The 24,674-nt window shown below is 40.9% G+C and carries 27 protein-coding genes and 1 riboswitch; of the genes, 6 read left to right on the top strand and 21 right to left on the bottom strand.

Annotation, left to right across the window (positions count from 1 at the left end; all coding sequences use genetic code 11):
* The first annotated feature begins 475 nt into the window (after positions 1-475).
* On the top strand, positions 476-829 hold the full coding sequence (locus BIV59_RS19440) for a hypothetical protein (RefSeq protein ID WP_071353109.1): 354 nt from the start codon (positions 476-478) through the stop codon (positions 827-829).
* Positions 830-1,157: 328 nt separating this feature from the next.
* Here the strand turns inward: BIV59_RS19440 and BIV59_RS19435 are convergent, their stop codons facing one another.
* Together BIV59_RS19435 and lepB are read right to left on the bottom strand one after the other, a co-directional pair.
* Positions 1,158-1,622: a CBS domain-containing protein gene (locus tag BIV59_RS19435; RefSeq protein ID WP_071353108.1), complete on the bottom strand. Its 465-nt coding sequence runs from the start codon at positions 1,620-1,622 to the stop codon at positions 1,158-1,160.
* A gap of 75 nt (positions 1,623-1,697) precedes the next feature.
* Complete coding sequence (gene lepB / locus BIV59_RS19430; protein ID WP_071353107.1) at positions 1,698-2,258, bottom strand: signal peptidase I; 561 nt, start codon at positions 2,256-2,258, stop codon at positions 1,698-1,700.
* A gap of 222 nt (positions 2,259-2,480) precedes the next feature.
* Here lepB and BIV59_RS19425 point away from each other — a divergent pair, with 222 nt between their 5' ends.
* Together BIV59_RS19425 and BIV59_RS19420 are read left to right on the top strand one after the other, a co-directional pair.
* Positions 2,481-3,266 (top strand): TIGR00266 family protein, encoded by a 786-nt coding sequence (locus tag BIV59_RS19425; protein ID WP_071353106.1) that lies wholly within the window; start codon positions 2,481-2,483, stop codon positions 3,264-3,266.
* Between the two features lie 181 nt (positions 3,267-3,447).
* Positions 3,448-3,690 (top strand): hypothetical protein, encoded by a 243-nt coding sequence (locus tag BIV59_RS19420; protein ID WP_071353105.1) that lies wholly within the window; start codon positions 3,448-3,450, stop codon positions 3,688-3,690.
* A gap of 11 nt (positions 3,691-3,701) precedes the next feature.
* Here BIV59_RS19420 and BIV59_RS19415 read toward each other — a convergent pair whose 3' ends face one another.
* The 5 genes from BIV59_RS19415 to dnaN all read right to left on the bottom strand — a co-directional run bounded on the left by BIV59_RS19415 (position 3,702) and on the right by dnaN (position 8,363).
* Positions 3,702-4,658 (bottom strand): aminoglycoside phosphotransferase family protein, encoded by a 957-nt coding sequence (locus tag BIV59_RS19415; protein WP_083392266.1) that lies wholly within the window; start codon positions 4,656-4,658, stop codon positions 3,702-3,704.
* Complete coding sequence (locus tag BIV59_RS19410; protein WP_071353104.1) at positions 4,655-5,404, bottom strand: glucose 1-dehydrogenase; 750 nt, start codon at positions 5,402-5,404, stop codon at positions 4,655-4,657. The genes BIV59_RS19415 and BIV59_RS19410 overlap by 4 nt, the downstream gene beginning before the upstream one ends.
* 471 nt (positions 5,405-5,875) lie before the next feature.
* Positions 5,876-6,424, bottom strand: a complete 549-nt coding sequence (locus BIV59_RS19405) for an SMI1/KNR4 family protein (protein ID WP_170846198.1) — start codon at positions 6,422-6,424, stop codon at positions 5,876-5,878.
* Between the two features lie 138 nt (positions 6,425-6,562).
* Entirely contained in the window at positions 6,563-7,147 is a 585-nt protein-coding gene (locus BIV59_RS19400) for a GNAT family N-acetyltransferase (protein ID WP_071353102.1), read from the bottom strand.
* A 91-nt stretch (positions 7,148-7,238) separates the two neighbouring features.
* On the bottom strand, positions 7,239-8,363 hold the full coding sequence (gene dnaN, locus BIV59_RS19395) for a DNA polymerase III subunit beta (RefSeq protein ID WP_071353101.1): 1,125 nt from the start codon (positions 8,361-8,363) through the stop codon (positions 7,239-7,241).
* A 138-nt stretch (positions 8,364-8,501) separates the two neighbouring features.
* On the opposite strand from dnaN, the gene BIV59_RS19390 reads away from it, so the two are divergent.
* Positions 8,502-8,756 carry a sigma-G-dependent sporulation-specific acid-soluble spore protein CsgA gene (locus tag BIV59_RS19390; RefSeq protein WP_071353100.1) on the top strand — a complete coding sequence of 85 codons (255 nt, stop codon included), beginning with the start codon at positions 8,502-8,504 and terminating at the stop codon, positions 8,754-8,756.
* A 57-nt stretch (positions 8,757-8,813) separates the two neighbouring features.
* Here the strand turns inward: BIV59_RS19390 and BIV59_RS19385 are convergent, their stop codons facing one another.
* From BIV59_RS19385 to BIV59_RS19340, 10 genes are all read right to left on the bottom strand, one after another.
* Complete coding sequence (locus BIV59_RS19385; protein WP_071353099.1) at positions 8,814-9,302, bottom strand: GNAT family N-acetyltransferase; 489 nt, start codon at positions 9,300-9,302, stop codon at positions 8,814-8,816.
* A gap of 142 nt (positions 9,303-9,444) precedes the next feature.
* On the bottom strand, positions 9,445-10,335 hold the full coding sequence (locus BIV59_RS19380) for a sulfite exporter TauE/SafE family protein (protein WP_071353098.1): 891 nt from the start codon (positions 10,333-10,335) through the stop codon (positions 9,445-9,447).
* A 53-nt stretch (positions 10,336-10,388) separates the two neighbouring features.
* Positions 10,389-10,994, bottom strand: a complete 606-nt coding sequence (locus BIV59_RS19375) for an NAD(P)-dependent oxidoreductase (protein ID WP_071353117.1) — start codon at positions 10,992-10,994, stop codon at positions 10,389-10,391.
* On the bottom strand, positions 10,975-11,736 hold the full coding sequence (locus tag BIV59_RS19370; protein ID WP_071353097.1) for a sirohydrochlorin chelatase: 762 nt from the start codon (positions 11,734-11,736) through the stop codon (positions 10,975-10,977). Before BIV59_RS19370 ends, BIV59_RS19375 begins: the two co-directional genes overlap by 20 nt.
* Positions 11,737-12,516, bottom strand: coding sequence for a uroporphyrinogen-III C-methyltransferase (gene cobA / locus BIV59_RS19365; RefSeq protein ID WP_071353096.1), 780 nt, complete (start codon positions 12,514-12,516; stop codon positions 11,737-11,739).
* A 116-nt stretch (positions 12,517-12,632) separates the two neighbouring features.
* Positions 12,633-12,836 (bottom strand): DUF3906 family protein, encoded by a 204-nt coding sequence (locus BIV59_RS19360; RefSeq protein WP_071353095.1) that lies wholly within the window; start codon positions 12,834-12,836, stop codon positions 12,633-12,635.
* Between the two features lie 18 nt (positions 12,837-12,854).
* A complete protein-coding gene (locus BIV59_RS19355) occupies positions 12,855-14,474 on the bottom strand; it encodes a nitrite/sulfite reductase (protein WP_071353094.1) in 1,620 nt (539 codons plus the stop codon).
* Between the two features lie 17 nt (positions 14,475-14,491).
* Entirely contained in the window at positions 14,492-15,091 is a 600-nt protein-coding gene (gene cysC / locus BIV59_RS19350) for an adenylyl-sulfate kinase (protein WP_071353093.1), read from the bottom strand.
* A gap of 22 nt (positions 15,092-15,113) precedes the next feature.
* Positions 15,114-16,262, bottom strand: coding sequence for a sulfate adenylyltransferase (gene sat / locus BIV59_RS19345; protein WP_071353092.1), 1,149 nt, complete (start codon positions 16,260-16,262; stop codon positions 15,114-15,116).
* 59 nt (positions 16,263-16,321) lie between these two features.
* Positions 16,322-17,041 carry a phosphoadenylyl-sulfate reductase gene (locus BIV59_RS19340; RefSeq protein ID WP_083392264.1) on the bottom strand — a complete coding sequence of 240 codons (720 nt, stop codon included), beginning with the start codon at positions 17,039-17,041 and terminating at the stop codon, positions 16,322-16,324.
* Between the two features lie 181 nt (positions 17,042-17,222).
* Positions 17,223-17,329, bottom strand: a riboswitch (SAM riboswitch).
* A gap of 211 nt (positions 17,330-17,540) precedes the next feature.
* On the opposite strand from BIV59_RS19340, the gene BIV59_RS19335 reads away from it, so the two are divergent.
* On the top strand, positions 17,541-18,632 hold the full coding sequence (locus BIV59_RS19335; protein ID WP_139194420.1) for a DUF2515 family protein: 1,092 nt from the start codon (positions 17,541-17,543) through the stop codon (positions 18,630-18,632).
* A gap of 197 nt (positions 18,633-18,829) precedes the next feature.
* Here BIV59_RS19335 and BIV59_RS19330 read toward each other — a convergent pair whose 3' ends face one another.
* Complete coding sequence (locus BIV59_RS19330) at positions 18,830-20,098, bottom strand: MFS transporter (protein WP_071353091.1); 1,269 nt, start codon at positions 20,096-20,098, stop codon at positions 18,830-18,832.
* Positions 20,099-20,258: 160 nt separating this feature from the next.
* Positions 20,259-21,437: a beta-aspartyl-peptidase gene (gene iadA / locus BIV59_RS19325; protein ID WP_071353090.1), complete on the bottom strand. Its 1,179-nt coding sequence runs from the start codon at positions 21,435-21,437 to the stop codon at positions 20,259-20,261.
* 240 nt (positions 21,438-21,677) lie between these two features.
* Here iadA and BIV59_RS19320 point away from each other — a divergent pair, with 240 nt between their 5' ends.
* Complete coding sequence (locus BIV59_RS19320; RefSeq protein WP_071353089.1) at positions 21,678-22,001, top strand: hypothetical protein; 324 nt, start codon at positions 21,678-21,680, stop codon at positions 21,999-22,001.
* A 153-nt stretch (positions 22,002-22,154) separates the two neighbouring features.
* Here the strand turns inward: BIV59_RS19320 and BIV59_RS19315 are convergent, their stop codons facing one another.
* Both BIV59_RS19315 and BIV59_RS23330 read right to left on the bottom strand, forming a co-directional pair.
* Positions 22,155-24,155: a transglycosylase domain-containing protein gene (locus BIV59_RS19315; protein WP_071353088.1), complete on the bottom strand. Its 2,001-nt coding sequence runs from the start codon at positions 24,153-24,155 to the stop codon at positions 22,155-22,157.
* Positions 24,156-24,352: 197 nt separating this feature from the next.
* Positions 24,353-24,544, bottom strand: coding sequence for a hypothetical protein (locus tag BIV59_RS23330; RefSeq protein WP_139194419.1), 192 nt, complete (start codon positions 24,542-24,544; stop codon positions 24,353-24,355).
* Between the last annotated feature and the right edge of the window lie 130 nt (positions 24,545-24,674).

Here is a 24,674-nt window from a genome sequence, read left to right as displayed (position 1 = left end):
AAACATAAAAAGCCTCCGCAAACATGCGGAGGCTTTTTATGTTTTCCACCCCATTAACTGAGATGAACCCATATATAAAGCGCATGCTGCATCAAAACGCAGCCTGCGCTTGAAACTCAAGCGGTAATTAAGCTTCCCCTGACTTAACCCAGGCTGAATGCTGCAAGGCTGCGGTATGAATCTGATGTTTGGACTGTAGAATGTTATCTTTCACATCTGCTAAAATCATAACGTTCGCCTCCCTTTTAAAATTCAAGATATTTGTAAGGTTACCGCAATTAGAAGTTATTGTCAATTACATTTTTATACTATTCAAATTATTCTAAACGCAAGAGCCTCTAACCTTGCTTGTAAAGATGAACTTGCACAATCTAATTTATGTTGCATTCAGCGATTCATTCCACCTGAAACTAAGCTGGTATATATCGAATAATTTTTGCCGAAGATGAAGGTAAAAATGGAAACCAGGTGAACTATGCGGGGCCTTTCACTCATTAACCCAAACTGCTCTCACAGTACAGCAACAAAAGAAGAATTCTTCGACATACAAAAAATACTTACTGCTGCTTATATCAAGGAAAATTGTATCAAGGAATTTAAATTGAATCCTTACCAGGTTTATAGCTACTACACCATTCCACATGCACTGCTTTATGATTTCCAAAAGTCCGGCATAAACAGCCTGGATATTCTCGTCATCTACTCTTTCTCTGTCATTGAACGATTTACTGAACTTTATCCGGAAAAATGGGAACAGCTTAAACAATGCTTTGGAGAGATTGTCTTTCTTTCGGAAACTTTGCCCGTTTCCCATTCAGCTGCCCCATAACTATGATAATTCCTGCTCTGTTGCGGTATGAAGTTCTATTTTTTTTTCAAAAGGCACTTTTATTAAAGTTTGTTGTTTTTTAATATGTTCTGTAAAGCGATCCCGTTGTTAAACCGGGTTGATTGAAGTGTAAGGTGTGAGTGTGAGACCCCGCACGCACTCCCCCGCGGAAAGCGGGCATCCTGGAGCGGAAATCAGCCCCTGTTCAGGTAGCAATAAAGTTTACGAAAACAGCCTTTCAAAAACAGAACGTAATGTAATATCTCTTCGGCACGGCAGTAAAACGAAAAAATAGCCAAGACACTGAAAAATCTGTCTTGGCCATGATTTATATTTTTTCAATAATATCTTTATAAATCATACGTATGGCATCTCCCCGGCTTACGACCCCGACCACTCTGTTTTCGGTGTCAACGACAGGTATCTTCTTGAAATGGTGCTTTGATATCAGGGATACAGCTTTGCTCAGGTCATCATCCTCGGAGAGTGTGACAATTTTTCTATTTTTCAAAAGCCGGGAGACAGGCTGCTGCAAGCTGGTTTTTACAGCTGTGCTCAAGGTTACATCAGGAATGACGGTGATGTGCAGGAAGTAATCATGGATGGTCTGCTTCCTTGGGGAGATATACCTTAGGATATCTCCATCACTGATCATTCCAAGAAGTTTCCCGTTTTCATCTATTACAGGAACTCCCCCGATTTTATTTTCAATCATGATGGTTAACAACTCTTTAATGGTTTGTTCAGGATGTGCAGTAAACACATTTTTAATCATAATTTCATTTACTAGCATACTAATCACCCCTTCTATATCCATTATACTCCTTACCTCTGCCTTTTTCCCTGCAGAAGCTCAAGTACAAGGGTATTATTTCGGGATTCCTATTTCATTTAACGGCCACACCTGCAATTTCACCTTCCCAATTACAGACTTTTGGGGAATAAAGCCGAAGATCCGGCTATCATTGCTGATTGGCCGATTATCCCCAAGCACAAAAAGCGAATCCTTTGGAACCTTTGTCCGTCCAGTTATTTCTTTAAGAGTAAAATCGCCTGTATATTTCTCTTTAAAAGGAAGTTTTTTCTTTCCCAGATTAAGATATGGTTCTTTATAGACAATTCCATTAACATATAACGTATCGTTTTTCATCTCCACAGTGTCTCCAGGCAGGCCGATTACCCTTTTTATATAATCTTCCTTTGAGTCTGTTGCATGAAACACTACTTCATCAAATCGCTTAGGCTCACCGATTTTACTGATGATCAGACAGTTTCCATCCTGCAGATTGGGCATCATGGATTCTCCCTTTACCAATGTTGGGGTAAAAATATATGTGCGGCAAATAACTACAATTATAAGAGCGATCAGCGCCGATTTAATCCAGGATAGCACTTCGTCAAAAACAGGATTTTTTTTCAAAAAACTCATCTTCCTTTACAGATATTTGAAAAACTTGCTGATATTCATTTTACCATATTCTTTAAGATTGACAGATAGTATTCCATTAATTTAAGAGTTTTACCAAAACACAAGCCATTCCAAACAGGCGTCAGGTTTACATTTGCCAGTATAATGGAATTGTAATAGAAGAATGATTGTTTTTATCTTACAATAAAGAAATAACTCAACTAATGGAATGGAGGTTTTTATTTGAATAATCACAAAATTGATTACAGGATCTATGGAGACGATATGCAATTTGTTGAAGTGGAGTTAGATCCCGAGGAAACAGTGGTAGCTGAGGCTGGGAGCTTTATGATGATGGATGACCGTATAGCCATGGAAACCATCTTTGGCGACGGAGCTGGAACAACTGGATTAATGGGCAAGCTTTTCAGTGCAGGCAAAAGAATGCTGACTGGAGAAAGCCTGTTCATGACTGCCTTTACCAATGAGGGCACAGAGAAAAAACACGTTTCATTTGCTTCACCATATCCAGGAAAGATTATCCCAATGGATTTGAGCGAGCTAGGCGGAAAGATCATTTGCCAGAAGGATGCCTTTTTAGCTGCTGCCAAGGGGGTTTCTGTAGGCATCGAATTTCAGAAAAAACTGGGAACAGGTTTCTTTGGCGGAGAAGGCTTTATTATGCAAAAGCTTGAGGGAGATGGAATGGCGTTCGTCCATGCCGGCGGAACCATTCAGAAAAAGGAATTGCAGGAAGGCGAAACGCTTCGGGTCGATACCGGCTGCCTTGTTGCCATGACATCAGATGTCAGCTATAGCATTGAAATGGTGAAAGGTGTTAAAACAGCATTATTTGGAGGAGAAGGTTTGTTTTTGGCAACAATGCAAGGTCCAGGAGCTGTCTGGATTCAATCTCTTCCCTTCAGCAGGCTCGCAAGCCGTGTATTTGCTGCTATGCCGCATAATGGCGGCACAAAAGATGAAGGGAGCATCGCTAAAGGATTATTCAACCTTTTGGATGGAGATTGAAGATGCAGGCGCAGCTTGCCTGCAATCCTGCTGTGAATTATTGTCAAGAGTCCGGGCTCCTGATCCAATAAAGAACACTGATAAAACAAGAGGACAGCTCATTTTCAGGATGCTGTCCTTTTGTTTTTGTACATGTTTTAAAGGGTATATGTGTATATATTGCCTAACAGGAGGAATAAGATTGAAGCTGCTTAAATGGTCATACCTCAGGAGGAATACGATAAAGACAAGCTTTGACATCTATCCTAATTCTTCTGTGATATTCCGCAGAATCAGAAATTACTACTTTATTTATAATGTTCAATGGTCCTATCCTGATCCGGCTGTAAATGAAGCAGAATTAAGGGAAATGGAACTTTTGCTTAATAAGGAATTGGGTTTTGAGGAGGGGTATAAAAACCGGAAATCCAAAAAGATGGATTAGTCCGGCGGCTTTTAAATGGTATTTTCAAAGGAAATACCATTTTCTCTGATCAGATTCTGAAAAACCCCTGCACTGCGTATAAATCCATCTTCCGGGATTCCCGAACTGCCTATGGACCAGCAGGAAGCCAGCACAGCATGGCAGAATCCCCATAATAAGATTCTATCCCTGTTCAAGTTCAGCTTTTCTGCAAATATATCTATCCTTTTCCTGATGGTGTATTCAGCATTAACTGACGGCAGTTCATTGATCAGAAACTGAATGGTATCATATTCCCTTTCTCCAGCAAGCCCTTTTGGATCAATTGCCGCCCAGCTTCCGTTTTCTCTCTTCAATATATTCCCATGATGCAGATCACCATGAAGATAATATAATTCTCCCGCCGTTGTATTCATATAAGCAAAAACCTTTAAAGCTTCCTTAATAGTTTCTGCAGAAATATCTCCTAAACCATCACTATGCTTCTTGCTCTCCATGATCAATTCCTTTTCTCTGTCCCTCACAGAATTTACCTTCCGAACTGGCTCAGCGGCTCTCCAAAGCTGTTTAAGGAGAGCCGCTGCAATTTCAGTCTTTTGTTCATCATCCATACAAATGGCTGCTAAGGAAACACCGGGTGTGATTTTTTCCAGAATCAGAAGGCCCATGTCTCCGTCATAATCCAGCAGCTCAGCTATATAAGGACCCCTCAGGTATTGAAGAGCCTGCAGTTCACTGATAAACTCACCACCCGGCACGGCCAGCTTTACAACTGCCTCCTTTCCGTTCTTAAATTCAGCAGATGCCACATAGTTATATGATAAATCAAAAATCCCGGTCATTTTCAGGGACCAGCGCCGTTCACATTCCTGCAATAAGCCATCAAGGTCTGCCAGCCACTTTCGCCCTTTCTCCCCATGAGAAGAAATCACATTATCAATAAAGGTTTTAGGCAAATCCATTCCCGCCAGCATACTTTCCTTTTTCACTCCTCGTAAATCATCTTCCTTGTCATTCCTCCATCTATCACCATGTTAATTCCTGTAACAAAGTTATTTTCATGAGCTGTCAGATACAAGCAGGCCCGTGCTATATCGTCCGGCTTTCCAACACGCCCGGAAAAATGCTGTTCATGGTCTTTGCCGCGGAGCCTTGAATAATCTCCTGTCTCTATCCATCCCGGGGAAATGGCATTCACAGTGATCTTGAATTCACTGAGTGATGCAGCAAGAGCATGTGTCAAAGCCACTATTCCTCCTTTTGTTGCTGCATATGCTTCTGAATCCGGCTCCGACATAGTAGCACGGGTGGAGGCTAAATTTACAATAGATCCTCCATGCTCATTTTCCCTAAAATATTTGGATGCCTCGCGTGATGCCAAAAACACACTCCGCAGGTTAGTATTTATAACATCATCCCACTCTTCTATGGATAGTTCATAAAGAGATTTAAACACAGCTTTTCCGGCATTATTGATTAAAATATCGATGGATTGATAAGTTTTTTTCGCTTCCTCCATCATGCTGGCGATTTCACTTTCTTTACGCACATCTGTTTTAATGAATCTGGCTTTCCCGCCATTTCGGCGGATTTCTTCAGCTGTTTCCTCACCCCTAGCTTCTTCTACATCAGCAATGACAACATTTGCTCCCTTACGCCCATAAGCTATCGCAATTCCTCGGCCAATACCGCTGGCAGCTCCAGTGACAATAACGGTCTTATTTTTATAATCCATGAAAGTCCCTTCCTTCATTTAATCTTGATTTCTGCAGCATGCAAAATTTACTTTCTGCCTATCTATGGGTCTACTTTCTTTATCCCCCATAATCCTGTTTAATAATCTCCTTCACCCTCTGCCGTATACTCTAAGCTATTGGAACAAACGCTGTGTAAAGCTTGTTTGTTTCCCGCTTCTTCCCCTATCAATTTGATGTCAAAATAATCATGAAACATAAAATACTGCAGCCGAACGAAAACCTATTTCCATTTTAAGAAAGGCTCTTTTCGTAAATATCGTTTAATATATATTTAAAGAAGGCAAAAGACAAGTATTATGAAACAAAGGAGTAATGAATTTGAGTAATGAAAATGGATTATTTAAAGCAAAAACTGTGATTGGAAACAAGGTGAAATTACGAATTTTAAAAAAATAGTATTGGTTCGTAATTAGCAAAACGAAATCAATCCGTGTTTTTCTCTATTTAATCTATTTTAAATCATAATAGTTCTCCGCTGTATAAACCGGCCAACTCCAGAAATTATCACCCTGGGACACAATATAACGATCCAAAAACAATTCAAAGTTTAATTCTAATGGCTCAAATAACTCTTCAGCTGGTATAGAGGAGATCATTAAATAATTTGGATTCTGTTCGTTAAGTCTTTTTATACTGATAACTAAAAAATGTTCCAGAACAGACCCTATAGGTATAAACGCCTCGTCAGTCTGTAAATCTTCATAGGTACTTTTAATTTCTTCTAAAGAATAGATTTCAAGCCCTCCACCTATATTTTCCCCTTCATCAAGAGTATCAAAAATCGTACACCCATTATGAAGAAGCAAAAACTCTATAAAATCCTTCGGTAAAATCCAATTTGTATCCATTTCAAATTCTCTAATTTGTTCCATAGTAGCTGGTTCGTTAAAGGAACAAACAACTTGTCCGTTTTCCCCTTCTGGTCTTGATACAATCATACTAAATTTTTCATCTAACCGATTTTTCAGACCTGTTAAAGTTTGTTCGATAAATGCCATATACATTCTCCTTATTTGTAATTATGCCACCAAGGGGAAACAAGTCTAGAATGCAGTTTCACTGGAAGAGGGAAAAGATTACCGAATGCGTTAGTTCCTCCGTATTCCAAAGGAATGATGTGATGTATTTGAGTAGTTTTACCGGTCTAATCCCATTTTGTTTTTCTCATGCTGAGCCTTCCCGATTTCTTCATATTGAGCTTTCAATAAACCGTACATAGTAACATCATAAAAACGGCTGTTTTGATGCATATATTCCTTCAATACACCTTCCTTTTCAAAACCGAGCTTCTGTAATAGCCTGTTGGAGGCCTCATTTTCTATGTAAACAATCGCCCCGATTCTATTAAACTTCATATGGAAGAAGCCATACGAAAGGACCGCCTCTATAGCTTCTTTAGCAAAACCCATCCTCCAGAAATCAGGATGGATTTCATATCCGATTTCTGCTCTTTTATGCGGCAGGGCCATATTGTTAAATCCTATGGAGCCAATAAGTCCATTCTGACCCTTCCGCTGGATGCCCCAGCGTATTCCCCGTTTATTTCTCCTGCTTTCTGCAAAAAATTCAATGAGTTTTCTGGCTTGTTCTATTTCCCTCATGCTGTCCTGCCCATAAAATTTTGTAACATCGTCTCTTGAAAAGCTGGCAAACATATCATTTGCATCACTTTCCTTTATTTCTCTAAGCACAAGCCGTTCTGTTTCCAGCTCTTTAAACATTTTATATTCCTTCCTCTCATATGGACAATGTGCCCCATCCACCTTTACCTAATTTGCATTGTACCTTTTCTGCTTCAAAAACAGTGTATGCTCAATAATCGCAGATTTGAGAGATAACATGTAAGTATGTATCATTTTCCAGAGGGCGGATGACTATCGGTTTCAGATTTCCGTAAAAACAGAACTTCACATTTTCTTCTTCAATTTCTTTTAATGCATCAAGCAGGTACTTTCCATCCATTGTTATTTTCAGCCTGCATATCCCGCTGCTGCCAAGCAATGGCTGTTTTTCGATGATTTCTCCCAGCTGAGGACCGGCTGCGGATAGCATCAAACTCGATGGTCCCTTAACTTCCAGCTTAACATTATGGTTATGCGAATCTGAAGACAGGAAATAAGACCTCTCGATACCCATCAAGAGCAGCTTCGCATTCAGTGCAATTTCTGTTTCAGGATGATCTGGAACCAGCTGATGCACATCCGGGAATCTCCCTGCAATAAGTCTTGTATATACCATGAGCCCGCCTGCTTCAAACCTGATATACTGCTGTGAAATATGGATGATGATTATCCTGTCTTCACGCCCCAGCAGCTTTAACAGTTCATGTACACTGGTTCCTGGGATAATATATGAGCCTTCAATTTGCTGTTCATTTATTTTAATTTTCGTCAGTGCCAATCTGTGGGAATTGGTAGCTGCACAATATAGAAAACCATCTTTAAATATCAGGTTCACTCCTGCGAGAACAGGGTTTCTAATTTGATTGGCTGCAGCAAACTTTGTTTGTTTAAAAAGCCGGGCAAGCACTTTTTCTTCCATGGATATAGAATAATCCGGGTCCATCTCCGGCAACTCCGGAAAGTCGCCAGCATTCATTCCCTTCCATTTCACTTCTATATCACCTGCTTTTAAAACAATTGATAATCCATCACTCTTGATCCAAACTTGACCTTTGGGCAATCTCTTGAACAGCTCAGAAAAATGTTTGAATGGCACAATAATTTCTCCTATTTCCACTATCTCCAGCACCTCGATTGTCTGATTGATGAATCTTGAGATGAAAATATCAAAATCGCTGCTTATGAGAGTAAGGCCTTTCTGTCCGGCAGATATTTTTATTCCGGTTATTATAGGATGAACAGAAGAAACGGAAACCGCCTTGCCCGCATCCGCGATGGCTTTTAACATTACTTCCTGTCTGATGGTAAACTCCATTTTTCCCTCCAGGTGTTTTTTATTTATTTTAACATATAGAAATTTCAGTAAATTATAAAACAGAAAGTCTGCTAAAAAAGTCATGTATGTATTTGCATTAATTAAACACAATAACATGAAGCAGAAGGAGGAGTATCAATGGATCAAACCCTAGGATATCTAAGAGAAATTTTGTCCGGCCATACAGATAGTGACCATGCAGGAAAGATTCTTTACCATAAACTTGTGAAAAACAACTATAAGAATGAAGAAGCATTCGTCAGGGATTTATCAAGTTCAGAAGGAGATTATTTGAATAAGGTACTTAAAGAAGCAATTGATTATTCCGAACAAGAGGGAGACAGCGAAAGAGCAGGGCAGCTGAATGAAGTGTACGAGCTCTTAATTCTCTGAAGGAGTAAACAGCTGGCCGAGGGGGGCATAGCCTCCCTTTTTCAAGCCTGTTTAAAATTACAAATCCATATACAAGATGAATTGTTCCCCTTTTTTTCCCATCACCCGATTTCCTCTATCTTCGAAACCGCATGCTTTATAAACATGCTGGGCAGCATGATTGCTGTGATTTACAGCCAGAACAATTTCATTTTTATCAGGGAAGTTTTCCTTTATAAAGGATGGTAATAGCTTAATTGACGCTTTGGCTATTCCTTTGCCCTGATGCGGCGTGTTAATTGAATAGGCCCGAAGCAAAATGCTATCCTGATTTTTACTGTACTGTTTGACCCCTTCCTTTTCATGAAGCACGAAAAATCCGGCTGGGGTGCAGCCATCCATGATCATAACCGGGTATCTTTCATGGTCAGTTTCGCATACTTGCAAGGCCTCTGCTGGCAATGCTGTAAATTGGTGCTGCTCCCCATCCAAATAAAAACGTTCTATTTCACTCCTATATCTTTCATTATAAAATCTAAGTGAGATTACATTATTTAATTGATTCATTGTTTGGCCTCCTTAATCTTCTGAAGATGCAATTCATCTGTTATTTTCGCGCATTGCTACTCTGTATCCTGCCAACTTTCGTAAAAAATTCCATTTTGTCTTTTGAGGATAAAAAAAAGAGCCCGGTTTCGGACTCGTTTTTCTAATTCGTGCTGCTGACATTATTTTTATTAAAGGTCATCAATTTTCTGATGGATATGATTAAAGCTCCCGCCCATAGAATGATAAAACCAGTATAAATGGAAGGATAATGGCTGGAATAGTTCGGCAGCCAGGTATTCAAAAGGGTTCTTGCATTCAAAATTATGATGAAGCCTCCAACGAAGACTCCCATCAGCTGTGCTGGAATAACTCTGACCAGCCAGGCAGCAATCGGCGCAGCAAAAATGCCTCCAAGCATTAAAGCACCAACCCATAGCCAATTGACCTGATTCCAGCCCAGTGAAATAATAAAGCCCAATGTTGCCGAAATAGAAACAGCAAATTCACTGGTATCAACAGTTCCAATTACTTTGCGGGCAGTCATTCCTTTTTTGGAAAGAAGGATTGGCGTGGAGATTGGCCCCCAGCCGCCTCCTCCTGTTGCGTCGGCAAAACCGGCAATCAAACCGAGGGGGATGGATTGCTTATAGGGCAAAGGAGGCAATTCCCTGTCTTCTGATGGCTTGAACAGAAACAGAAAACGTATGATGATATAGGCTCCTAGGATCAATAAAAAAGTCGAAACGTAAGGTTTTACAGCATCTCCAGGCAGGTTGCTTAAGAAACAGGCGCCAGTAAATGCCCCAATCGATCCAGGAATGATAAGGCGAAAAACCATTTTTTTGTCTACATTTCCAAAACGGATATGTGATATTCCGGAAGCTGCAGTGGTGACAACCTCTGAGAAATGAACTGATGCTGAAGCGACTGCAGGAGTGATGCCAAATGCCAATAGAAGAGAAGACGAAGTTACTCCATATGCCATCCCTAACGATCCGTCTATTAACTGTGCAAGCAATCCGATAAACGCCAAAATCAGAAGTTTCTTCATATTATACCTCCTTTTCCTACCTTAATAATTGGTTTTTCTTTGATAACTTCCCCTCATTTTCTCACTAAGAGCTCCATAAAATCCTTCCTATTCAGTTCGGAATGTCTATATTCTTCATCTGTTATTCTTAGGAGCAGCTCCGATTTTTCCTTATGTCCCAATTCGCTTTGATTAATTTTCTTGCGCGCTTTCCACAGAAAATCCGTATATTCAATATAGGATTCATCAAATCTGTCCAGCAGGTCTTTTTTTATTTTTTTAGCAAGATGAGGACTTGCTCCGCTTGTTGATATACCAATCGTAAGCCTCCCCCGATGGATAGAAGCAGGGATATGGAAATTGCCAAGTTCATGATCGCTTACAGACGAGACAAGCTGATTTTCCTGAGCGTTCGAAAGGATTTCTTCATTTAGGATTTTAGAATTTGTAGCAGCCACCAACAAGAAGGCATGATAATAATCTTCCTTTACTGCTTCCTTGTGCAGCACCTTTATTTTCCCCCTGCTCAACAACTCTTTCATGTCATCGCACAGCCCGGGGCTTATTACTGTTACTATGGCGCCTTCTGAAACAAGTGGCAGCACTTTACGATAAGCTATTTCGCCTCCGCCTATAATCACACATTCCTTGCCGGATACATTAATCATGACTGGAAACATGTGAGGCTCCTTCCGAAAGCTCTGCTGCCCGCTGCTGCAGGATATCCCCAATCCTCGGATGATATCCGAGATAATTGCAAAGGATAAACTGCTTTCCGGCTTCCCGCGATAGGGTGCTGATAGATTTTTGGATGGTCTTCATCAATATGCCCGTGAACAGAAGATAAGGTATGATCAGGACATTCTTGTAGCTGCTTTTTCCTGCAATCTCAAGCCCTTCCTCCAGTCCCGGGGAAGCCGCTGTTAAAAAGCAGACTTCCACTGCGGGAAAACCGGTTTTTATCTTCAGCCGATCTGCTATGGAGGTCAAATCCCTCTTAACACCGGGATCGCTGCTTCCCCTCCCCACAAGCAGAACAATGGAATTTTCAATGTCTGTTTGCCCTGTTTCTGCTATCCGCTCTTTCAAAATATCAATCATATAATCATGAGCCCCAATAGGAGCACCATATTTAATCTCTATAAAAGGAAAACGCTTCTGGATTCTTTTAAGTTCGTTCGGGATATCTTCCTTCGCATGCATAGCCGCCAACAGCAAAACCGGAAGTACAATGATTTTTTTTGCCCCTCTTTTGACACAGTTCGCGAATGCCTGTTCAATAGAAGGTTCAGCAAGCTCAAGAAAGCCATATTCCTGTATCGCTGCCGGATGCTGATTAATGCACTCCTTAATAAATGAAACTGCCTCCATGCGGGCCTTTTCCACCCTGCTTCCATGGCAGATGTAAAGAATTGCTTCCATTTAAAAGCCCTCACTCACAAGCAGGCTTTCACTGAATGTAAGCTGCTCAAACCAGCTTATTTTCTTTCTCATTTTTACGACTTCACCAATAATGATCAAAGAGGGGTTAACTACCTTTTCTTTTGCCGCCGTTTCTGAAGCTTTGCAAAGAGTGGTTACTACAGTTCTTTGTTCCTGAAAGGTTCCCCAGTGGATAAAGGCTACAGGCGTTTCCGGATTTTTCCCATGCTCAAGCAGCTTTTTCTGGATGTATTGAATATTTTTCACTCCCATATAAACTGCAAGAGTATCGATGCCCTTAGCGAGTGCTTCCCATTTATAGGTATCTTTTTCTCCATTTTTTTTATGGCCGGTAATAAAAGCGAAGGATGAGCCATAGTCACGGTGCGTTACTGGAATCCCGGCATAGGCAGGAGCAGCAATTCCGGCTGTGATGCCGGGTATAATTTCAAATGGAATCCCGTTCATGGCGAGTGCTTCCGCTTCTTCCCCGCCTCTGCCGAATACAAAAGGATCTCCTCCTTTAAGTCTTGTAACCACATTCCCTTTTTTGGCATATTTCACAAGAAACCGGTTAATTGTTTCCTGCTGCATCAAATGAAAATCTGGAAGCTTGCCGCAGTATATCAATTCTGCTCCAGGCTTTGCGTTTTTCAGCAGCTCCTCATTGACCAGGCGATCATACAAAATCACATCCGCTTCCTGGATGGACCTTAAGCCCTTCACGGTAATTAAATCTGGATCTCCTGGACCCGCGCCAGTCAGGTAAACCTTTCCCATAATACTCACCCTTTCTCTGCAAAACTAAAAAAACTTCCATGGGCAGGTGCTTTACACATTCCCCATTGATGGCCAGTTAACGAAGCATTTTATCTGCCTCCTGTTTCGGGTGAGCATCACTGTCCCGATAAAACAAAACCCGCTCCTTTTCTGATTTTCTTTTTTTCATGAAGAGAAATATCATCAATAACTGGAAGCCTTAAATAATGTTTTTCCAATTCTATGTCAACCATTTCAAATGCTGCTTCATCATTTTCTGCGGCAATAATGACATGAATCACTTCTTTATCTGCTGTAACCTCAAAACGATATAAGTTCATATTCCCACCTGCCAATTTCTAGACTGCCACGCTCTCCAGGTATGTATCGAGCCTTTCCTGAAGCTTGCCAGTCCCCGTTCTTTCGACATATTCAAAGAAAGTTTCTCCAGGGATTTTTGTTTCATGGAAAAATACCAAAAGGTCTTTTAAAACATGCTTCAGCTGCTCCGCTGCAATCTTGCCTTTCAGCTTTTCATTGAACTTGCCGCCTTTATGCAATGTGCCTCCTACGTAAATTTCAAAGGCTTCCACCATAACCTTATCTTTATTTTTCATTTTGATTCCTTGAAGGCCAATTTCAGCTATTTGCCTTTGGCCGCATGAATTTGGACAGCCTACCATATGAATCCTTACAGGAACATCGAGTTGGAGCTCCTCATCCAGAGCTTCTGCCACACGTCGCATTCTTTCCTTCGTTTCTACCAATGCGAGATTGCAATATTCGATTCCCGTGCAAGAAACCGCATAACCCAGTATTTTTTTTGGAGACACCGGGAACTTTTCAAAAATCGCTTCTTTTAAAAATGATTCTACACTTTCATCAGGTATATTTGGTATGATCAGATTCTGCGAGTTGCAGTTTCTGATTTCCCCGTTGCCGTATTTTCTTGAAATGCGGGCAAGTTCCAAAACCTCATCAGGTGTCAGCCGGCCTACAGGAATATGAATCCCGGCATAGTTCAGCCCTTCCTGTTTTTGCTTGTGGACACCATAAAAGTAACCTGCATTCCAGCCTTTTGAAGCATCTTCCCCTTTTTCCTGAAGAGGTCCAGTATACTCAAGCAGCTTTTCCTTGAATTTCTCCGGACCCCAGTCGGCAACTAGAAATTTCAGGCGTGAATGGTGCCGTTTTTCTCTGTATCCATAGTCCCTGAAAATCGTTGTGACGGCAATGGCCACCTTCAGTGTCTGATCTGGAGTGATAAATATATCCAGTGTTTCCGCAAGCTTCGGAACGGCTGATAGTCCCCCGCCAACTTTCACATGGAAGCCCTCGATTCTTGCACCATTCACTTCCTTATACGCCGGCACAAAGGAAACATCGTTGATTTCGGAATTGGATGCATTATAAAGATTGGCTGAGACAGAAATTTTGAATTTTCTTGGCAAATTAGAAAAATCTTCATTCTTGCTGAAATAATGAAAAAGTTCATTGACCGATTCTCTTGTATCAAATAATTCTTCAGCATCTATCCCGGCAAGCGGACTTCCTACAATATTCCGGGTGATATCCCCGCATGCCCCCGCTGTCGTCAAGCCTGCTTTTTCAAGGCGGCTGAAAATATCGGGTATTTGATCGATGGTCAGCCAGTGAAACTGCACGGCCTGCCTTGTTGTAATATCATATACCCCGCGTCCGTAATCCCTGGCAATAAGGGCCAGCGTTTCTGCCTGTTCGTTAGTCAGGATGCCTGATGGGATAACGACCCGCATCATAAAGTAGCCATCCTCTTTAGGCCTCTGCAAATAAAGGCCAGCCCACTTAAACATATCCCATTGTTCCTTTGGAATTGATTCAAATCCGTTTTCAGCATAAAAAGGAATATCTTCAAAAATCCTGAGGCCATCTTTTTCAAGCTTCTTGATTTCTGTTTTATTTAGTTTAGGATGATCCTGCCAATTTTTTTCGTAACCCATGTCCCGTTCCCCCCTGCTTAAATAAAATTTCTGCTAGTTAAATAGTGCAGTAGCTGGCTGACACATTCTTCGATGGAATAACGTTCTGTTTCAAGAATGATTTCTGGATTTTGCGGTTCCTCGTAGGGAGAATCTATGCCGGTAAAATTCTTGATCAGACCGCTCCGGGCTTTCCGATACAGTCCTTTAGGATCACGGCTTTCACATTCTTCAACCGGGCACCTGACGTATACCTCAATAAATTCGTTATTTTCAAGCAGGTTTCTGACTGTATCGCGGTCCTCCTGGAAAGGAGAAATGAAAGCAGTCAAAACGACCTGGCCGCTGTCGACGAAAAGTCTTGAAACTTCTCCAATACGGCGGATATTTTCCTTTCTGTCACTGTCAGTAAACCCTAAATCCTTATTCAGTCCATGACGGATATTGTCACCATCGAGAACATAATTGCCGATTCCATTTTTGTACAAAGCATTTGCCAGTTCATTTGCTATCGTTGATTTGCCTGAACCAGAAAGCCCTGTGAACCAAATGACAAAGCTATGATGCGCATTTTGCACTCTTCTGAATTCCTTTGATAATGATAATTCATGCCATGTAATATTTAAACCTGTCTCCAAAACCGTGTCCCCCTTTTTCTAATCAAACCTGCACTTCATCCTTTTTCATCCCTTTAATCAGTACTTCGATGACTTCCCTGCGGCTGAATTCAGCCGGAGGAATTTCTCCGTTCCGAAGCATTTCCCGTACTTTTGTGCCTGATAAAATAACATGATGCTCTGAGTTATGCGGACAGGTTTTGGCAGAGGCCATGTTTTTGCACTTGCTGCAATAAAAGCTATGTTCAAAGAATAAGAGGGTAATTCCAAGCTCTTGTTCTGTAAAATTCGAAAAGATTTTCTGGGCATCATATGTGCCGTAATAATTGCCGACACCTGCATGATCGCGGCCAACTATGAAATGCGTGCAGCCATAATTTTTGCGGACCATTGCATGAAATATCGCTTCTCTTGGTCCTGCATAGCGCATCGCTGCCGGAAAAACGGACAGAAATACTCTGTCTTTTGGATAGTAGTTTTCAAGGAGCACCTGATAGCTCTCCATCCTGATGTCTGCAGGGATATCATCTGACTTCGTCTCCCCTACCAGAGGATTAAGCAGCAATCCATCTACAATTTCCAGTGCCGTTTTTTGGATATATTCATGGGCACGGTGGACCGGATTTCTTGTCTGGAAGCCTACTATTGTATTCCAGCCCTTGTCAGAAAAAATTTTTCTGGTTTCTTCCGGATCTCTGTAAAAATTCCTGAAGCCCTTCCTCTCGACTCTTTTAGTCAGCTTTATTTCTCCGCCTATATACATGTCCCCCCTGCTGTAAAGCTTTTGTACCCCCGGGTGTTCGATGCTCCCAGTTCCATAGACACTGCTTGCTTCTTTGCTTTTATCAGGTTCATAAATATCAGCGATAATTATGGTTCCGTACGTGATGCCATCATGGACCAGCCTTGCTTCTTCACCTATTGACAGGCTTTGTGCTGCTTCCCTGGAGGCGGGAAGAGTAATAGGAATGCTCCATACCGCTCCACTCAAAAGCCGCATATTTTCAACCACGGAATCATAATCCTTTTGTGCCAAAAATCCCTCAATCGGGCTGAAGCCCCCGGTTCCAATCAATTCAAGATCACTTAATGAAATAGCATCAAGCTCTATTTCTTTTTTTATATGTGCTGTCTCATAATGGGGATTCCACTTATTGATAAGTGTTCCTCCATGCGGTTTGCTTAGTGTCACGTTTTCTGGCCTCCCATGTTTTCTTGTGTTCTATTTTTGTGGCTCTTTTTTAATTTTTTTTATGAAGTATGAAGCCCGCACTCCGTTTTCCCGGTAGCTGACCATCTTCCTGACCTCAGGTCATCTTCATTCACAGCAGCGGCCGTACACGTTTCACAGCCAATGCTTGGATAGCCTTTATCATGCAAAATGTTATATTGCAGATCATTTTTATGGGCATACCGCCAAACATCCTTCCATGTCCAATGAATAAGCGGACAAATCTTAACAGATTTGAACTTATTGTCTTTATTAAAGTACTCGGTATTACCTCTGGATGGGGATTGTTCCCGCCTCAGACCAGAAATCCAGGCAAGCGGCATAGAAAGGACTTCATTCAAGGGAATGATTTTTCTGAGTTCGCAGCATTTATCAGGCTCCCTTTTCCATAATTCAGGTCCATATTGTTCTGCCTGTTCTGCAAGCGTCAGTTCAGGCTTCTTCATTTCAATCTGCAGATTCGGGTACCTTTCACTTACCCTTTCAATTAATTGATACGTTTCCTTGAAATGCAGGCCGGTATCTAAGAAAACAATTTTTGCCCTATCCGTTATCTTTGAAATCAAATCGATCATAACAATACCTTCTATTCCGAAACTGCAGGCATATACCAATTCATCAGCATAGGTTTTATAGGCCCAATCTAAAACTTCAAGAGCTCCTTTCGTTTCGCTGCCTGCTGGAAAATCAACAGGGGCATGTTCATCAAAATTCTGATACACCAATATACTATTGCCCATAAACAGCCTCCTTTTATTGTTCATTCCTGATTTTTGAATAAAAAAAGGCAGCATTAACAAAAACCCGCTAATACCGCCTCTAGTTGTCTAGTCAGCTATTTTTATTCATTTGTGAGCAGAGATTTTTATAAAAAAAAATCTTCCGCTTTGGAAAGATTTTGGCAATGTCATATAAACATATACCTTATCTCCCAAAATGCATCACATTTTGTTGGAGTTAGCACCTTGCATGCTATGCAGGTTGCCGGACATCATCGGGCCAATTCCCTCAGTCTCTCTAGATAAGTTTGATTATTAAGAATAATAACACAACAGGAAAATATGTCAATAAGTTATCTTATTTATTTACTTGGATATTAATTATCATCTCTTAAAAATATTACTATGCCGACGGACGCCATTTTGGACCTTTCATTTTGCATTTCACATATATTGCATCATGCGTTAATTTTAAGGGGGAATTTATATTTTTCCGATAAAGACACTTTTGAATTATATCATGGCTTCAGCCCAGAAAAAAAATGAAGCCTCAAAAAACCTGCTGAACCCCCAGACATTCACTGTGTTAAACACTCTTATAAAAAAAGAATTGGCTTTTCCTGCAGAAATCGATAAAGGCCTCCTGCCTCACGAAACAGCAATTGTAAGCAAGGTACGGGAAGAAACCAAACAAGCGAATCGGAATAACCTGACCCGAACGAACGCTTATCTTGATTGCTATGAAAAAAATCCGGAACTCCATTGGTCCCTGCTTGCCCATTTGGTATCCAGAAACGGCGGATATCATATGACAGATTTAAAAGGGGAGAGCATGAACCATCTTTTCGGCAAGGATGATCAGCAAATATTCTTCCGCTTTTTAGAGCATGCAAATGCAGCCATCTTTTCAGATGCCTATCCGCAGCTCCTGTTATATGAAATCTATAAAGAAAAACCCTTTAAGCTCAGGAAGCTTCTAAACATCTTTCATATTTCCCGATTTATGCATCCAATCTGGGAAATGTTCGCGGCAGAGAAAAATCCTCCCCTGCTCACTGCTGCCATGATAATAAATGAACAAAGGATGCTTGAAGATCGCATATTAAAGCGTACCAGCCATGGAGAAGTTCTAAAGAGAATTGATTTTCAGCTCCAGGAATTTTTAGGTTTCACTACAGTCATTTTTCCATTTTCCTATAAAAAAACGGCACCAAGCTCCCTGACCGGCCTCACAGTAAAACGCTTTGCCGATTTGTCCCATCGAATTATGACTGGCAAGAAGCTGTACGCAATCCTCTTTCAGCATCCTGAAATTCATAAAGGAATTTATCACTTTTCAAAGTCAATCCCTCATACAGGATCAAGAGCGGATTATTGGCCCTATATATTCGGGAAAAATAAGCAGCAAGGCAAAATTCACAGCCCCAGCTTAACGGATGCATGGCCGGATGAACAGCTCCCGATTATTCCGATGCTTGACTGGTTTAAAAATGAGGACTGCATGGATGACCTTATCGAGCTGCCTGCCATGAAAAAACTGGACATAACAGAAACCGTGATAAATAACCTCCGCCAGCTGCAGCTAATCAATGAAATAAAGGCCATTATATAAAGCCCCGTACTCATTTCTTTATGATTATGCTGAACGAGCCGGACTTTTACTGGCAATTGATCAAAATGGCGGGGGAGTTTCCGCGAACATAATCATTCTGCCTATATTCCGCTGTTTACAATCTCATTTTGCTGCTGTTGCAAACATTTTTTTTGCGTTAAAAAAATCCATTTCCTTATTCAGGAAACGGAAACTCTTCAGGCATGTACTCCCGTTTGTAATGGAGCATTTTTCTTAATGAACCTCGGCAGGATGATGCTATAGAATATACCAACAAAGAACAGGCAGGATCCGACAAGCCAAAATAAAGATTCAACTGTAATATATTTAGGATAAAAGCCTGCAATCAAAAGCAAGGTACCCGATTGGGACATCATCATCAGGGGATTGACCCAGCCCTGTACCCGCCCCATCATTTTGGGATCAACAATCCTTGGCATCCATCCTCCAATCGCTACGTTAATCATTGGAAGAGATAGGGCGACCGCTCCAGAACTGATTAAATACAGCATTGTGGAAGGAACCACTGCCCCCCATGCCGTTGCTATCCCAGAAAGCAGCAAACCGAGCACAAGCATTTTATAAAGCTTCATCTTCTGTGCAAGCATGGAAGCCATTACACTGCCGGCAAGCACTCCTGCACCAAAGACAATTCCGAGGACGATGCTATACTCTTCATAATGGCTAGGCTCCAACTTGTACTTTAATATGAATACCTGCATGACTGAAAAGGCTCCATTGATAATTCCAAAAACGATGAACCCGCAAATCAGGCTTGCCAGCAGCTTGTTTTTAAGAATGTAAAAGATTCCGACTTTAAAGTCACTCAATACAAAGGAGAAATTCAAATCCTTCAATGAATGGTTTCCATTCGGAAGGCGCACTTCCTTGCTTAACCTGCAGGACTTTATTAAAAACCCGCTTATAATGAAACCAAGCACATCAATCAGGATGGCACCGCGGATGCCAAAGTGCCAATAGCAGAAAATTCCAAGTCCAGATCCAAACAGCATGAACAAACTTGAAACCATCTGGTTCAGCCCGGCAGCTGTCGTATAATCTTCCGGTGTTAATATGCCTTGTATAATCGCCGATTCTGCGGGGGAGAAAAAATTCCGGACTGCACTTCTTAAAAACAAAAGGGCGAAAGTAAGCGGAATCCATTGAATAATTAATGAAAGAATAAACAGGAGAGATAACCCTGCACATATCCAGTCACAATAAAGCGCTACCTTTTGGCGGTCCAGGCGGTCAGCTGCAACACCTACCATGAAGAAAACTGCCAATGCAGGCAGAGAAAACATCAGCTCCGTTATCGTCGCATATACCGGCTGATTTGAGTAGCGGTGAAGCAGATAAAACATAAACGCAGTAAGGCCAATCGTACCGCCCATTTGTGATGTAAAGGCGGCTAAGAATAGCTTTGTGAAATTTTTTTCGCGGAAAACACTTGCCATTTTGTTCATATTAAACCTGCCTCTTCTTAATATTTATTAACATAATTATACAGAAAAAGGATAATTTTAATATATAGCCTGCCGCTGGTTTTTCTCTCCACCTATAGTCTGAGAAGAATGTCCGCATGCAGTATTACCAATGGCTTAAAATACAGTGTTTTATTAATAATTATTCCTCTTCAAACGTTCCCCTTATCAAGGCTCGGCCATTTTCGACCATCATCCTCCCTTTGGCAAATACCGTTTCAATTTGATATGTCTTTTTATGCATGAGCAAAATATCTGCATCTTTTCCAGCTTCTATTCTCCCTTTTTGGGAAAGTTTTAAAATATTTGCAGGGTTTTCTGTAACTGCCCGAAAGCTATTCTCTGCCGATACTCCATCAATAGTGATCGCATCCTTAACAGCTTCATATAAAGACATGCATTTTCCTATACTAAGCCCTGCTAATCTTCCGGCGCTGTCAAAATCGGGAAGGCTTGCCTGCCCATCAGATGTAAAGGTCATTCTGCTGATGTCCACACCTGCTTCAAGTCCCAGCTTTAGAGCAGTACTTGCCTTCACTTCTCCATCTTCAATGAATTTTTTGATGGTACTTGTCGTAAAGTCAATATATCCGCCATTTTTTGCATATTTAATTCCTGCATGAAATAAATGATGATTTCTGTTAATATGTGTCGGATAGAATTGGCTGATTGGCACCTCGGTATTTTCTACGACTTGCTCAATCACTTCAAGATGATCCATACTGTCTCCAACATGGATATTGACAACTCCTGATTTTCCGGATAACAAGCCTCCAACACGTGCCTCTGAGGAGAGTCTTGCAATTTCCTCCGCTGAAGGCTGTGATGATCTGTGGTCTGCTATGGCTATTTCCCCTACTCCGATAATTTTATCAATTAGAATTAAATCATCCTCTATTTTTCCGGTTAACGTTTTAACTGGCACTTGATAAGAGCCTGTATGCACATAGCAGGTAATTCCTTCTTCTTCAAGAGCTCTTGCCTTGGCAAGCAGTGCAGGCATGGTTCTTGTCGTTCCATCTGTGCCAATTACTCCAACCAGTGTAGTAATGCCTGCAAGTGTTGCATCTGTCAGCTGGATTTCCGGTGTTCTTGTTTTGTAACCTCCCTCGCCTCCGCCGCCTATAATATGAACATGGGCATCTATAAAACCCGGTACTACAAGCTTACCTGATGCCTGGATGACTTTGACTTGATTAAAGGATTCTGGAATTTCAATTTCATCTTCTATAAACCCTATTTTATCGGCAACAAGCAGTACATCCTTTTTCCCAATATATTCAGGGGCATATACTTCTCCATTTTTTATTAGCGTAAGCATATTGCTTTCACCCTCCAAAGTAATCTTTTTTTAACTTGCCTGCTGATTCCCGGTTCAATCAGTAAAGTGCGTAAGCCATTTCTTCAAGAAATTTTCATTAATAATAATTCACTTTATTACAATAGCATTTTTTCTGCACATCAAAGGTTTTAAAAGATGCGCCCAGGGTAAATATCAACCATAACCCTACCAATTAAAAATTATCATATAAAATACCACTAACAAAAGGAGAAAAACATGATGAGTGAATTGATTTCCACTGAAATATCATTAAATAAGAAGCTGACCATGAGACAATTAATGGAATTGCACCAAATTACCAAAAATTCCGGGAGTACTGCGTATTTCATGTGCAAACAAAAAATCGTTGATTCTGCCAAGCTTTCAAGTCTCGTATCCTTCATGCTCACGCTTAATGAATGTTCAGATATCAAAGTAATCATTGAAGGAGCCAATGTTCAGGAAACCCTCCAAAGCATAAAGGATTGCTGCCACTCATCAACTATTTGGCAAAATGATAAATTTAAATTTTTTGCCAATCCCGAACAGACTATACAGATATAATGATATTCCGCGAACAACATATGAAGGCTGCCTTTTAAAAATGGCGGCTTTTTTTAATTTCCTGGAATAACTTCCATCTGCAATAAGCAGGAAATTGCAGAAAAATAAGCCGTGTTCAGAAGCACACGGCTTATTTTTCTGCTTTCAGCAGTGCTATTTCCATTTAAAAATTCTATTCTTCCATTTGTCAATGTTCTTTTTGAGATTTCCGCCTTGTTCCAGCCAGTATTTCCACTTATCCTGCTGTTCTTTTTCCTTTTGCCTTTCTTCAATGAGAGTCCCAATATCCTGTACATTAAAAGATTCGGGTTGCTCTTTGGCCAAAGCCTTTGACATGATTTTTTGAAATACAATGGCAGCCCCTTCACTGCTGTGCGTTGTCAGATAGTTGCTAGCATCAGTTTTATCAGTTCCTGCCCATACAGCACCAACCAATTTTGGCGTGTATCCTACAAACCATTGATCCTTAACGCCAGTGTCCCTGCCATTTATTACTGCCTGGGCAGAGCCTGTCTTACCGGCAATTTCATAACCTGGAACAGACGCATTCTTTCCTGTCCCGTATTTAACAACACCAAGGAGCATACTGGTTATTTTCTCAGCAACCTTTTTTGTTGTCACTTTTGTCTTCTTCTTTGTCCAGTGAGCGATTTCTTTCCCCTCAGAGTTTTCAATTTTGACAATCGTGTGGGCATCTAACCGTGTACCATTATTGGCAAATGCCGAGTAAGCTTCTGCCATATCCAGCGGTGAAACCCCTTTATCCATCCCGCCCAACGCAAGAGCTAAACTTTTATCCTTTTTATCAAGCGGTATCCCAAACCTTCTGAGAGCATCAACGCCCTTATCAGCTCCTATTTCATTAAGCAGCCAGACAGTAGGAACATTGAGGGATTTCATGGCTGCTTCATACATGGGAACTTGCCCTTCATATTGACCATTAAGGTTGGATGGCTCATAGTTCCCAAATTTCATTTTTTCATCTTTTAACTCACTTGTGATTTCATAACCTTCCTCTAGTGCAGGGGTATAAACAGCGAGCGGCTTCATAGCAGATCCAGGCTGGGCTCTTAGCTGGGATGCGCGGTTGTATCCCAGAAAAACATGTTCCCCCCGTCCCCCTATTAATGCTTGAATGCCGCCCGATTTTGGGTCCATTAATACTGCACTGCTTTGTACGATTCCTTTGTTTGAACGATCCAGAAAATCAAGCTCATTATTATAAACATTTTCTGCATCCGCTTGCATTTCCTGGTCAAGGGCAGTGAAAATCTTGTAACCGCCTCTCAGCAGTTCATCCGTTTTCAAATGATACTTTCCAGCTGCTTCACGAAGAACCTGATTCACATAATAAGGGAATTTCTCCTTTAATGGATCCTTAAGGTTTCTTCCATCAAGTATTAACCTTTCATTTCTCGCTTGTGAATATTCACCTTTTTTCAGTTTTCCATTGGATTTCATTCTGGATAAAACCAGATTTCTCCGCTCAATGGTCTTATCCATATGTTTATAGGGGTCAAGGGCTGACGGTGCATTGATCATTCCGGCAAGTGCAGCGCTCTCCGATAAGGTCAATTTTGACGGGTCTTTCCCAAAATAAATTTCTGAAGCTTTTTGGATTCCCCAAGCTCCATGGCCAAAATATACCTGATTTAAATACATTTCCATAATTTCGCTTTTTTTATATTTTCTTTCCACTTCACGGGCAAGGAAAAATTCTTCCCATTTCCTCTTAAAGGTCCTCTCAGGTTTCAATAAGGATATTTTTACAAGCTGCTGTGTAATGGTACTTCCTCCTTCAACTACACCCCTTGCTTTAATATCTGTTAAGAGAGCCCGCATGATGCCTTGATAATCAATGCCATGATGTTCATAAAAACGGCGGTCTTCAATTGATATCACAGCATTTTTCATAGATACTGGAATTTTTTCAATTGGAACGCCTTCCGTTTTATTTGACGTAATCCTGCTTGCAAGCACGCCTTTCCCATCATAAATTTCCGTAGGGCGGGCAAGTTTATCATTTAAATTGATTTTCGGCCTGTAAAAGGCTGAAAATCCAGCCGCCACTATTGCAATAATGCAGAAGACCGCAAAAATACGCGGCCATGCTTTTTTTCTATATTTTTTTCTGTTTCTTTCGACTCTTTTCATAATGCCTCCCTATTTTTGCGTTGGCAAAACCAATTTTAACAGCTTTTAATTCCTTTACCCACTTTTAGTTGATGCTCTTTATATATTTTTCCTAATATCATCTAAACTATCTCTTTTTATCATGCAGCCGTTCATATTGGACCAAAAAAAGCAGCCGCGGATTAAACGGCTGCCTTGCAGGATTCATGCTTATGTCATTACAGAATGAATGGCCTCTGTACTTTTGCCTCTTTTATTTGATTCGATTTTCCGGTGGCGAGTTCCCTGCATAATGTCTCCATATACATATATACTAACTGTCTTGTTTTATGGTCTGTCCCGATGACCTCCAAGTGCTGCAGGCATCGTCTTATGGTCGGATGAACATTGGCATGTATTATTTCAACCACCCCTTTTCACTTCGCTTGCCACAATTATAGTGCTTTTTTTCCGGTATGTAATGGTACTTTTTTCTCATAGTGTTTTAAATATGACGGAAAAACTGATTTTATATCCGTTTGCTTTTTAATATTTACTAAA

Source organism: Bacillus sp. MUM 13 (assembly GCF_001866725.1).
GTDB lineage: Bacteria > Bacillota > Bacilli > Bacillales > DSM-1321 > Peribacillus.
Note: the sequence above shows the minus strand (reverse complement) of the source record. Positions and strands in the feature narration are given on the sequence as shown.